We start from the raw sequence: 11,841 nt of genomic DNA on the forward strand, positions 1-11,841 counted from the left end.
AAAAGACGACTTATTATTGCGGTTGAGTTTCTGAAAAGAAATTTAACCGCAATTAATTATACATGTTGTTATACACAGTACTTTTATTTCCATTTTTTTATTAATTCTGTCATTCCTTTTTCAATTCCACTATAATAATCTCCTTTTTTAAACTCGGGAATAATTGTTTCATCAATAACTTTTTTACAAAGCTCATCTGTCAGAATTTTTTCAGTCCCATAACCTGTCGAAATTCTAATTTCTTGAAGATTTTTACTGAATAGAATTAAAAGTCCATTATCCGTTTCTGAATTCCCAATTCCCCATTCATTTGCTAAATCCGTTGAATAATCACTAATATTCTCATATGGTACAATTGAGTTTACCGTAACAATTGCAATTTCACGAGTTGTTTTTTCCTCATATTCAGAAATTATTTTTGTCAGATTTGAAATTTGAACATCATTAAAAACTTTTTCATAGTCTGACACAGAACCAATCGGAAATGGGAAATCACCAATACTGCCTAAAACCAAGTCAGATTTAGTTTCAGAGTATTCTTTTTCATGTTCAGCCCAGGCTTTTTTTGAATTGTAAGCTGCAAAAGGAACAGCAACAAAAGCTGGTAAAATATACGATAAGAGAAAATACAGAATCCCAACAGAACCGATTATTATTAATATTTTTTTCTTCATTTTATTTTTCCTCGGTATTGTATACAACTTATTTTAAAACTACAAATACCTTTCCTTAATCACATTACAATGATGTGCTTCATGACCAATAATAATAAACCCAATCGCTCTAGCTGAAATTGGACTGTTACTTGCAGTTCCTATATGTTTTAGCATATCATCAGAGAAGCTATTAAATAAAGCTATTGTAGCTTGCCTAACAGCATTATATTCAGCAAGCAAACTTTCTAATGTTCTTGGGTTAGCATTACCAGTTAAAGCATAATCATTTTCTTCAAATCCTGGCAAAGCTGTTTTGTCATTTCTTGCAACTCGCAAAGCTCTGTAAGCAAATATGCGCTCTGTGTCTATAATATGCTGTATAATATCTTTTACTGTCCACTTACCCTCAGCATATCTGTATTCTAGTTTATCTTTAGGTATAGCATTTAAAAATGCTTCGGTAATTGCGTGATTAGATTTTAAACCTTCCTTTAGGTTTAGATTAGCCGCTTTAGCTATATAAGTTCCGTAATACGGATTATATTCTTCTGGAGAAAGATTGTTTGTAGTCATTTTATGAGTTTAAAAACATAAATGTACAAAAAACCCTTTATCAAATAATCAATAAAGGGTTTAGTTAGTTTTTGCGTTTATATTACTTATAAATCGCTAAAAATATTATGCATTAATCGCTTTTTATCATTAATACTCTCTTCTAGAGATATCATAGTTTCTGTTCTGTAAACACCTTCTATATCGTCTAACATAAAAATAATGTCTTTAGCATGTGTTGTGCTTTTAGCCCTAATTTTACAAAATATATTAAACTTACCTGTAGTGATATGCGCAACAGTAACAAAAGGAATTTCATTTATACGAGCTAAAACAAACTTCGTTTGTGAAGTGTTTTGCAAAAAGATACCAACATAGGCTATAAACGAATATCCTAACTTCTTATAGTCTAATGTTAAAGAAGAACCCTTTATAATTCCAGCTTCTTCCATCTTTTTTACTCTAACATGAACAGTTCCAGCAGAAATCAACAGTTTTTTTGCGATATCTGTAAACGGAACTCTTGTATTATCAATCAACATATCTAATATTTGATGATCGATTTCGTCTAACTTAAATTTCCCCATTTTTTGTCTATTTGTAAAATTATACACAAAAATAATGCAATTCCACTGATAATATTGCACGTAAAAAGCAAAATTTTACAAAATAATTGAGAATATTTCATTGCCAATGTAAACGAAATCGTTTTCGTTTCCTTCAGCTATATTTTTTTTATTAGAATTTAGAACCGTTTTCTCTTCAGCATCTATTTCATTATGTCCGAAAAAATGTTTCAAATCTGAAATTTGTTCAACTTTAGGTATAAACTTTAGTTCATTATCAACTAAAGTCTCTTGGTATTGTATGGCAATGTCTAAAATCTGCTCTTTATTACCCAATTTCAACTTAGCATTACGGATAATTATATCATAAAAGCGCTTTTCATTTTCTGGAATTTTAAAATAATCTTCATAACCTTCTCCATCTAGTTGATCAGAAGCTATATAATGAATTGCAATAAGCAAAGATTGAAAAATATACTCTCTTACTACTTCCCTATTATAATCACCTTCAAAATGACCAGCTTCAAACAAAACAGTTGGTACATTATAGCTCTGAAATGTATCACCAACACAATTTATATTAAAAGCATCATCGTAAATACCTACTTGCTTTGGTATCTGTAATTGCAGGTTTTTATTCATTTTAACTATAATCGCCATTGCAATTTTACGATTGTCAGTTACTGTACAAGCTTCATCTTGTGCTGGAGCAAGAAAAGACACTGTTGCAGGTTTATTTATGTTTCCTGCACTAAAAATGGTACGCTGACCATGTAAATTAAAACAGAAGTCTGGCTTAAACTTATTAAAAAAAGTACGCAACGCAACACTTTCTGGCTGCGAAAGATCTTGAGCATCCCTATTTAAATCAATTTCATTAGCATTTAAGCGCGTATAAGCCTTTGCGCCATCTGGATTAAGCATTGGAATAATAGCAATTGTACAAGCTTTTAAAATCGATTTAATTTCATTTTCTGATGAATCATTAAAAAGATTACATAAATCTAAAACTGCTTTTGTGGTTGTGCTTTCGTTTCCATGCATTTGCGACCACATTAAGATTTTAGTTTTACCAGAACCAATTTTTATAACAGAAATATTTTCACCTAAAACGGATTGACCAATAGTTTCTATTAAAAAATCATCACTGTGTTTTTTAATTAACGGCTTAAGATGTTGACTAAAAATATAACGACCATAAAGCGCTGTTTCTTTATGTGTTTTGAAGAGATTTTGTAGGAGTTGTAAATTCATGTATTAAAGTTGTTATACAAATGTAAACAATTAAGAATTTACAATTGTAAACATTAAAATTTAATAAATGTGTATACTTATGTAAACGTCATGGTGCTAATTAAACATGTTTTTATACTTGAAATTTTTGACGATTATTACTAAATATTTATATTATTGTTTTTCAGTTATTTAAAGATTATTATATGTAGTTTTAATTTAATATTAATGTGATTTATATGTTAAATATGTTTACAAATTCATGTATAATATTTACATTTGTAACACAGTAATCTAAATTTTAAAGTTTACAATGATAAACAGTGATGATTTTGCTAAAAGACTACAAAAAGTCATCGATTTTTATGGAGAATCAGCTTCTTCTTTCTCTGAAAAAATTGGTGTACAGCGCTCTAGTATTTCTCATATTTTATCTGGCAGAAATAAACCGAGTTTAGATTTCGTTATGAAAATTTTAGACACTTTTCCTGAAATAGAATTATATTGGCTACTAAATGGTAAAGGAAATTTTCCTTCCACTACATCTTCAGATATACCTGAAACTAAAACTCCAGAAATTCCTTTTGAGGAAAAAATTGAAGTTCCAAAAACTATAACTCCTCCAGTAAACAACAAAACGATAGAAAGAATCGTCATTTTTTATACTGATGGAACATTTAAAAATTTTAATAAAGAATAGCTTTCTTTTACTAATTTTGTGTTTCAAACTTAATTGATGAAATTTTTTACTTATTTACTCATTTGTATTGTTTTTGTTAGCTGCTATAATAAAGAGCGTAATTGTAAAGATTATAAAACTGGTACTTTTGAATTTACTTACATAGTTGATGGTGTTGAAAAATCTGGGAGATTTATTAGAACTGATTCGTTAAATATAGATTATTACGAAAATAAAATAGATTCTGCTTCTGTACGATGGATAAATGATTGCGAGTTTATTCAGAAAACAATTAACCCAAAAAACATGGCCGAAGAAAATGCCATTCATTTTAAGATATTATCAACGACAGACAGCACTTACACTTTTGAATATAAATTAGCTGTAAAAAAAGCAAACCAAAAAGCACGCGTAGAACAAGGAACAGCAAAAAGAATAAAATAATATGTTAGATTTTTTACTTACCAGCGATGCCATAATGGCTTTACTAACGCTAACTTTTTTAGAAATAATTTTAGGTATTGATAATATTGTTTTTATATCTATAGCTGCAAATAAACTGCCAGAACATCAACAATCTAAAGCTACAACTATTGGGCTTGTTTTAGCTATGGTACAGCGTATTATATTGCTTTTTTTTGTGTCTTTTTTAATTGGACTTAAAGAACCTTTTTATACTATTGATACTTCATGGTTGCATGTAGCAATAAGCTGGCAAGCTGTAATTTTATTTGTTGGTGGATTGTTTTTAATTTATAAAAGCACATCAGAAATTCATGAAAAAGTAGAAATGCCTTTGCATGACGAAAATGAATTGAAGGGTAAAAAAATTAAATCGCTTTCACATGCTATTACTCAAATACTAATAATAGATTTTATATTTTCAGTAGACTCTATACTTACAGCTGTTGGAATGACAAATGGTTTACATCCAAACCATAATTACACACTTGTACTAATGATTATTGCTGTAGTAATATCTATTGGTGTTATGATTGGCTTTGCAAATCCGATACGTAAATTTATAAACGAGCATCCAAGTATGCAGCTATTGGGTTTAGCATTTTTAATTTTAATTGGATTTATGCTTATTACTGAAGCAGCTCATTTATCGCATACCAAGTTTCTTGGCAATGAAGTTGGTGCAATACCAAAAGGGTATTTGTATTTTGCTATTGCATTTTCTCTATTTGTTGAGTTTCTCAACTTTAGAATACAGAAAAAACATAAAAAATAATTAAAAAAGGTGTAATTAAAAAATTACACCTTTTTAGTTTTATCTATTGTTATTCTTTGTTGCAATTCGGTATAAATAATAAGCTATTAAAGCTAGCAACACTATTATGACAACTCTACCCATAATATTAAGTTTTTAATTTATTTTAAAATAGTTTTACTTGACCATTTTCATCTAACTCATCATCATCATCATCATCATCATCATCATTAGATGTGTCATTTACAACATCATCTACTTCTACTTCTTCCTCATCAATAACATCAATTTCTTCAGCAGGCACTTCTTCAGGAGCTTCATAAGGTAACGACTCTAATAAATTCACTTGCTTTATTCTGTCTGTAGTTAACTGGTTACCAAGTGCTTTTATTCCTTTTACAGCTATAAAATCTTCAAAGTTTAGCTCTAAATTATCTCTCTGATCTTTGCCTCTTTCTTTATTAAATACAATTTCTGCGATTGGCCTCCAGTCTGTTGATACAATTTCTAATTGAGATTTACCATGATCAGAAATAAACAACTCTTCTTTGTTCTCATTTTCAATTAAAAAACGCTTAACAAAATAGCGCTCCTTTTCACCATCATAATACAAAGCAGAAATAGGCTTTTTAGGCACCCATTTTTCCAACACAATCATATCATCGTCAAAATGCGTAGTCAATTCAGGTAAAATAGTTTTTATAAGCCCAGATTGTGTAATAACTAATAATCTATCTTCTCCTCTAAACTCACCAATAAGTTCACCTCTACCATCTACATTAAGCCTTTGCACAGCGTCATCAAACCAGATTTTACGAGGTTTTAATGTAGATAAACCTTTTTCTTTAAGCTCAATTTTTTTAACTGCATATTTAGTAACAACATTACCTTTTGAGTTTCTTCCTTTAATAAGAATATCGGCAAAATCTAAATCCCATTTTAGTTTTTTAATGCTACCAACCTGACGCAAATAAATAGTAATAACCTCAGCTTCTCCGTTTGGATTAGCTGAAAAATACAACATAGATGAGCCTTTGGTTTCATTAGTTAAATCGTACTCTTTATCTCTTGTTGTTCCTGTTACTGCAAATCGCTTTACATAAGATGGACCTTTTGCTCCATCACGATAAATCATATTGTAAATGGTACGTTTGTCTTTTTTCTTAAACACAGCAACATGAATGATATCTTTACCTATAAACTTTTTATCATCCACTTTAGTAACCATCATTTTACCTTCTTTGGTAAAAACAATTATATCGTCAATATCACTACAATCGCACACATACTCATCCTTTTTGAGTGATGTACCAATAAAGCCCTCTTCTCTATTAACATAGAGTTTAGTGTTACGAATAACTACTTTGGTAGCATCTACATCATCAAACAATCGCAATTCTGTTAATCGCTCTCTTCCTTTACCATAATCGTTTTTAAGACGTGTAAAATAAGCTATAGCATAATCTGTTAAATGCTCTAAATCATGTTTTACTTGTGCAATTTGCTCTTCTAAAGCATCTATTTTTTGTTGTGCTTTATCAATATCAAATTTAGAAATACGTTTAATACGAATTTCGGTTAAACGCACAATATCTTCTTCTGTAATTGCACGTTTTAAATGTTTTATATGAGGTTGCAAACCTTTGTCTATAGCAGCTATAACACCTTCCCAGGTTTCTTCTTCCTCAATATCGCGATAAATCCTGTTTTCAATAAAAATACGCTCTAAAGACGCAAAATGCCACTGCTCCTCAAATTCATCTAATTTAATTTCTAAGTTAGATTTAAGTAACTGCACAGTATGATCTGTTGAACGACGTAACATTTCTGTAACACCAATAAACAAAGGCTTGTTGTCTTCAATTACACAACCTAAAGGTGAAATTGAATTTTCGCAATTTGTAAATGCGTATAAAGCGTCAATAGTTTTATCTGGTGAAATTCCAGAAGGTAGATGTACTAAAATTTCAACTTCGGCAGCAGTATTGTCTTCAATTTTCTTAATTTTTATTTTCCCTTTGTCATTTGCTTTAAGAATTGAATCTATTAACGACGTTGTTGTGGTTCCGTATGGAATTTCAGTTATTGCTAATGTGACTTTATCTATTTGAGAAATTTTTGCTCTTACTCTAATTTTACCACCACGCACTCCATCACGATAATCACTACAATCAGCAATTCCTGCTGTTGGAAAATCTGGTAGAATAGTAAAGTTTTTTCCTTTAAGATGCTTAATAGAAGCATCGATAAGTTCGATAAAATTATGTGGTAGTATTTTTGTTGATAAACCTACAGCAATACCTTCTCCTCCTTGCGCTAATAGTAACGGAAACATTACAGGGAGATTTACTGGCTCTTTACGACGACCATCATAAGATGATTGCCATTCTGTGATTTTTGGATTATATACTACATCTAAGGCAAACTTAGATAAACGAGCTTCAATATAACGTGATGCTGCAGCACTGTCACCTGTAAGGATGTTTCCCCAGTTACCTTGCATATCAATTAGTAAGTCTTTCTGACCAATTTGTACCATTGCATCTCCAATACTTGCATCTCCATGAGGATGATATTGCATAGTATGACCAACAATATTGGCTACTTTATTGTAACGACCATCATCTAAATCTTTCATAGACTGCATTATGCGTCGTTGCACAGGTTTAAAACCATCTTCGATAGCAGGAACTGCTCTTTCTAAAATTACATACGATGCATAATCTAAAAACCAGTCTTTATACATACCAGTAACTCTGGTAATAGTTTCTTGGCTCGCAGATTCTTGATGCTCTCCGTTTTCGTTATGTGAATTTTCAGTATCTAAACTCATTAAAGGTTTTAATTATTTTGAAGGTTATTCTTAAGTATTTTTTTTAATGATTGACTTATATAGTTTTGCTTTTTTTTTGCTAAAAGAGTTACGTTAAAACAACTCTTAATTTTATTTCCGTTTTTAGTTTTATAATACAATACTAATCGTTGATAAACAATATAATTTTGAAACTTAAAAGCAATCAAATCGGTTTTATCAAACTCTACAACATGCTCTCTATAATTAAAATACTCAGAGAGTATAAATCCTCTGTTGATTAGGATTAAATTTAATCCGTCGCTATTATATTCAAAATACTTTGAAATAATATAAATTAAAAAGAACAAAAAAGCTACTCCAAAAACCAATAATAAAAATGTATGGGATGCTATATTTCCAAAATCAGTAAAAACATTAAACACAACCAATAGATAAACAACAAAAATGAACAGTAAAAAGTATACTGAAACAATTTTATTCTTAACCTTTATATTACTAGTTCTCATTAATTTCTTCTACGATATCAAGCTCTACTTTTAGATTGTTTATAATAAACTCCTGCCTATCTGGTGTGTTTTTACCCATATAAAACTCAAGTAAATTTTCAATAGACATATCTTTATCTAGCATTACTGGATCTAAGCGAATATTCTCTCCTATAAAATTAACAAATTCATCTGGCGAAATCTCACCAAGTCCTTTAAATCTGGTAATTTCTGGTTTTGGTTTCAGCTTTTCTATTGCGTCTCGACGTTCTTGGTCTGAGTAGCAATATATTGTTTCTTTTTTATTTCTAACTCTAAACAAAGGTGTTTGCAGAATATACAAATGCCCTTCCTTTATTAGTTCAGGAAAAAATTGCAAGAAAAAAGTAATAAGCAATAATCGAATATGCATTCCATCAACGTCAGCATCTGTAGCAATAACAATGTTGTTATAACGTAAGTCTTCAATTGACTCTTCTATATTTAAAGCTGCTTGTAAAAGATTAAACTCTTCGTTTTCGTAAACAATTTTTTTGCTCATTCCATAAGAATTAAGCGGTTTACCACGCAAACTAAATACAGCTTGTGTGTTCACATCTCTAGATTTTGTAATACTACCAGATGCTGAATCTCCCTCTGTGATAAATAGAGTTGATTCTAAGTTTCTATCATTTTTAGTGTCCCCAAAATGTACGCGACAATCACGCAGTTTTTTATTATGAAGGCTAGCCTTTTTAGCTCTATCTTTTGCTAATTTTCTAATTCCTGATAACTCTTTACGCTCACGTTCTGCTTGAAGAATTTTTCTCTGAATTTTATCAGCAGTTTCAGGGTTTTTATGTAAAAAATTATCTAGATTGGTTTTTAGAAAGTCATTAACAAAGGTTCTAACAGTTGGCAAATCTCCACCCATATCTGTAGAACCTAATTTAGTTTTTGTCTGGCTTTCAAAAACTGGCTCTGTAACTTTAATTGCGATTGCAGAAACAATTGATTTACGAACATCTGATGCCTCATAGTTTTTACCATAAAACTCTCTTATGGTTTTTACTAATGCTTCTCTAAATGCAGCTAAATGCGTTCCTCCTTGCGTGGTGTTTTGTCCGTTAACAAAAGAGTGATACTCTTCGCTATACTGTGTTTTACTATGAGTTATGGCAACTTCAATATCATCACCTTTTAAGTGAATAATTGGATAAGCCATATCAGATTCATTGATGTTTTCTTCCAATAAATCTTTTAATCCATTTTCGCTAAAATATTTTTCACCATTAAACATAATGGTAAGCCCTGTGTTGAGATACACATAGTTTTTGAGCATTTTCTCAACATACTCATTACGATACTTATAATTTTTAAAGATAATATCATCTGGAATAAAAGACACCTTAGTCCCTTTTCGTCTTGATGTATCATCCAGTAAATCTTGATTAATTAGGTTACCTTGTTCAAACTCAGCTGAAGCAGATTTTCCGTCTCTAGTTGATTCAACTCTAAAAAAAGAAGATAACGCATTAACAGCCTTTGTACCTACTCCATTTAATCCTACAGACTTCTTAAAAGCTTTTGAATCATACTTTCCTCCTGTATTCATTTTAGATACAACATCAACCACTTTACCTAAAGGAATACCACGACCAAAATCTCGCACAATAACTTTATTACCTTGAATTGAAATCTCGATAGTCTTACCAGCTCCCATAACGTATTCGTCAATAGAGTTGTCTAAAACTTCTTTTAAAAGTATATAAATACCATCGTCTGGAGATGAACCATCACCAAGCTTACCAATATACATTCCTGGTCGCATTCGAATGTGTTCTTTCCAATCGAGTGAACGTATGTTATCTTCAGTATATTTGGTTTCTTGAGACATAAATTAAGGTGCAATTTTTTGACAAGTTGCTAATATAACATTTCGAGATAAAAAATGAAACCGCATTACAGTAAAGTAATTAACAATGTTTTTAGCTTGTTTGTTGAGAAAACTATATTAAAGTTCAGCTTTTTCTTTTAAAAGAGAATTTCTTGTCGTCAACAATTTTATCATGTAGTTTTTAAGGAAAAGTTTATTTACCAATTTTCCAAAAATACCAAATGGGCTTTCAAAATAAAACTTATCAATCATTAAGGTCTGATTACCTTCAGTTTTAAAAATGTGCTCATGTTTAAAAGATTTGAAAACTCCAGAAACCATTTCGTCTACAAAATAATTAGGAGCATCAAAAGCAGTTATTTTTGATGTCAGTTGTTGCTTAATTCCAAAGTGAGTCGCTTCCCAAGTAACAGATTCTCCCAATGCTATTAGCCCTGAAGTTTTACCTGCAATAGCTTTTTCATTAGAATGTTTAAGAGACTCTTGATGAAAGTCGATGTTTCGAGCTAAATCGAAACAAGTTTTTATGTCGGAATTAATATAAGTATGTAGTTGAATTAGTGGCATTATACATTAAACAAGAAATGCATCACATCACCATCTTTTACAATATAATTTTTACCTTCAACTCTCATTTTACCAGCCTCTTTTACTTTAGCCTCACTACCAAAAGAAGCAAAATCTTCATATCCAATAACTTCTGCTCTAATAAAACCTTTTTCAAAATCTGTATGTATTACTCCTGCTGCTTGTGGTGCAGTAGCGCCAACATCAATCGTCCAAGCTCTGACTTCTTTTACTCCTGCCGTAAAATAGGTTTGCTGATTTAATAACTTATAAGCCGATCTGATTAATTTTGAAGAACCTGGCTCGTCTAATCCAATATCTTGTAAGAACATTTTACGCTCTTCATAATCATCTAATTCATTAATATCTGCCTCTGTACCAACTGCAAGAACTAAAATTTCAGCATTTTCATCTTTAACAGCTTCTCTTACCTTTTCAACATATGCATTGCCTGTAGCTGCAGATGCTTCGTCAACATTACAAACATACATTACAGGTTTGTCTGTTATAAATTGAGCTGGACTCACAAATTCTTCATAATCTTCTTTAGAAAACTCAAGCGCTCTAACAGAAGTTCCTGCTTCTAAAGCAGATTTAATTTTTAATAATACAGCCTCTTCTTTCTGCGCTTCTTTATTCCCTGTTTTGGCTGCACGTTTAACTTTTTCAAGTTTTTTATCTACGGTTTCTAGGTCTTTTAACTGCAATTCCATATCGATAGTCTCTTTATCTCTAATAGGATTTACATTACCATCAACATGAACAATATTATCATTATCAAAACAACGCAATACATGCAAAATAGCATCAGTTTCTCTAATATTAGCCAAGAATTGGTTACCAAGACCTTCACCTTTACTTGCTCCTTTGACCAATCCAGCAATATCAACAATTTCAACTGTTGCTGGTTGCACTCTAAGCGGTTTTACTAATGCTTCTAGTTTTTCTAGTCTTGGATCAGGCACGTTTACAATTCCAATATTAGGTTCTATAGTACAAAAAGGAAAGTTTGCACTTTGTGCCTTTGCGTTAGATAAACAGTTAAATAAGGTTGATTTTCCTACGTTTGGTAATCCTACAATTCCAGCTTTCATTGATTATATTTTTTTCAGAGTGCAAATATAATTGATAGACTTATTTATTTTAGTATAAATTATAAATAAGTGCTTAAATGTTATTCATACATAATGAATATT

Annotated in this window: 12 protein-coding genes; 3 read left to right on the top strand and 9 right to left on the bottom strand. The window is 30.7% G+C overall.

What is annotated here, in order from left to right; translation table 11 throughout:
- Positions 1–83: 83 nt before the first annotated feature.
- The 4 genes from IEW41_RS07945 to IEW41_RS07960 all read right to left on the bottom strand — a co-directional run bounded on the left by IEW41_RS07945 (position 84) and on the right by IEW41_RS07960 (position 3,028).
- Positions 84–674: a TPM domain-containing protein gene (locus IEW41_RS07945; protein ID WP_188605810.1), complete on the bottom strand. Its 591-nt coding sequence runs from the start codon at positions 672–674 to the stop codon at positions 84–86.
- Positions 675–713: 39 nt separating this feature from the next.
- Positions 714–1,229 carry a DinB family protein gene (locus IEW41_RS07950; protein ID WP_188605811.1) on the bottom strand — a complete coding sequence of 172 codons (516 nt, stop codon included), beginning with the start codon at positions 1,227–1,229 and terminating at the stop codon, positions 714–716.
- Between the two features lie 86 nt (positions 1,230–1,315).
- Positions 1,316–1,795, bottom strand: a complete 480-nt coding sequence (locus IEW41_RS07955) for an Lrp/AsnC family transcriptional regulator (RefSeq protein ID WP_188605812.1) — start codon at positions 1,793–1,795, stop codon at positions 1,316–1,318.
- 75 nt (positions 1,796–1,870) lie between these two features.
- Positions 1,871–3,028 (bottom strand): M14 family zinc carboxypeptidase, encoded by a 1,158-nt coding sequence (locus IEW41_RS07960; protein WP_188605813.1) that lies wholly within the window; start codon positions 3,026–3,028, stop codon positions 1,871–1,873.
- Between the two features lie 292 nt (positions 3,029–3,320).
- On the opposite strand from IEW41_RS07960, the gene IEW41_RS07965 reads away from it, so the two are divergent.
- Genes IEW41_RS07965 through IEW41_RS07975 form a run of 3 tightly spaced genes read left to right on the top strand, consistent with a single transcriptional unit; the run spans position 3,321 to position 4,923 of the window.
- Positions 3,321–3,707, top strand: coding sequence for a helix-turn-helix domain-containing protein (locus IEW41_RS07965; protein WP_188605814.1), 387 nt, complete (start codon positions 3,321–3,323; stop codon positions 3,705–3,707).
- A 36-nt stretch (positions 3,708–3,743) separates the two neighbouring features.
- Positions 3,744–4,130 (top strand): hypothetical protein, encoded by a 387-nt coding sequence (locus tag IEW41_RS07970; RefSeq protein WP_188605815.1) that lies wholly within the window; start codon positions 3,744–3,746, stop codon positions 4,128–4,130.
- A gap of 1 nt (position 4,131) precedes the next feature.
- Positions 4,132–4,923: a TerC family protein gene (locus IEW41_RS07975; RefSeq protein WP_188605816.1), complete on the top strand. Its 792-nt coding sequence runs from the start codon at positions 4,132–4,134 to the stop codon at positions 4,921–4,923.
- Positions 4,924–5,068: 145 nt separating this feature from the next.
- Here IEW41_RS07975 and IEW41_RS07980 read toward each other — a convergent pair whose 3' ends face one another.
- The 5 genes from IEW41_RS07980 to ychF all read right to left on the bottom strand — a co-directional run bounded on the left by IEW41_RS07980 (position 5,069) and on the right by ychF (position 11,739).
- Positions 5,069–7,735: a DNA gyrase/topoisomerase IV subunit A gene (locus IEW41_RS07980; RefSeq protein ID WP_188605817.1), complete on the bottom strand. Its 2,667-nt coding sequence runs from the start codon at positions 7,733–7,735 to the stop codon at positions 5,069–5,071.
- 8 nt (positions 7,736–7,743) lie between these two features.
- Entirely contained in the window at positions 7,744–8,223 is a 480-nt protein-coding gene (locus tag IEW41_RS07985) for a hypothetical protein (RefSeq protein WP_188605818.1), read from the bottom strand.
- Positions 8,213–10,078: a DNA topoisomerase IV subunit B gene (locus IEW41_RS07990; protein ID WP_188605819.1), complete on the bottom strand. Its 1,866-nt coding sequence runs from the start codon at positions 10,076–10,078 to the stop codon at positions 8,213–8,215. The genes IEW41_RS07985 and IEW41_RS07990 overlap by 11 nt, the downstream gene beginning before the upstream one ends.
- A 117-nt stretch (positions 10,079–10,195) precedes the next feature.
- The gene (locus tag IEW41_RS07995; protein ID WP_188605820.1) at positions 10,196–10,645 is read right to left on the bottom strand and encodes an SRPBCC family protein; all 450 of its coding nucleotides are present in this window, start codon (positions 10,643–10,645) and stop codon (positions 10,196–10,198) included.
- The gene (gene ychF, locus IEW41_RS08000; protein ID WP_188605821.1) at positions 10,645–11,739 is read right to left on the bottom strand and encodes a redox-regulated ATPase YchF; all 1,095 of its coding nucleotides are present in this window, start codon (positions 11,737–11,739) and stop codon (positions 10,645–10,647) included. Before ychF ends, IEW41_RS07995 begins: the two co-directional genes overlap by 1 nt.
- Between the last annotated feature and the right edge of the window lie 102 nt (positions 11,740–11,841).

Source organism: Aquaticitalea lipolytica, assembly GCF_014641635.1.
Taxonomy (GTDB): domain Bacteria; phylum Bacteroidota; class Bacteroidia; order Flavobacteriales; family Flavobacteriaceae; genus Aquaticitalea; species Aquaticitalea lipolytica.